Annotated in this window: 1 protein-coding gene; it reads left to right on the top strand. The window is 56.9% G+C overall.

The window, feature by feature from the left end; all coding sequences use genetic code 11:
* A partial coding sequence (locus SB822_RS59530; RefSeq protein ID WP_410859432.1) for an Hsp33 family molecular chaperone HslO occupies positions 1–248 on the top strand: 248 nt, incomplete at both ends.

Below are 248 nucleotides of genomic sequence, written 5' to 3'. Positions count from 1 at the left end.
CTTACACCCAACGCTATCAAGGTATTGTTGCGCTTGATGGTTCGACGCTGGAAGAAATCGCCACGACCTATTTCCGTCAGTCGGAACAGATACCGACCGACCTGAAGTTGAGTGTTGCCAAGCTTGTCGAGCGTGGTGCCGATGGAAAGCCTGTCGAGCAGTGGCGCGCTGGCGGACTGATTATCCAGTTTCTGCCAGAATCCGAACTGCGCGCGCGTATCCCCGATCTGCCGGGTGGGGATGAGGAC

The sequence above is a fragment of the Paraburkholderia sp. SIMBA_054 genome (assembly GCF_046534875.1).
GTDB lineage: Bacteria > Pseudomonadota > Gammaproteobacteria > Burkholderiales > Burkholderiaceae > Paraburkholderia > Paraburkholderia hospita.
Note: the sequence above shows the minus strand (reverse complement) of the source record. Positions and strands in the feature narration are given on the sequence as shown.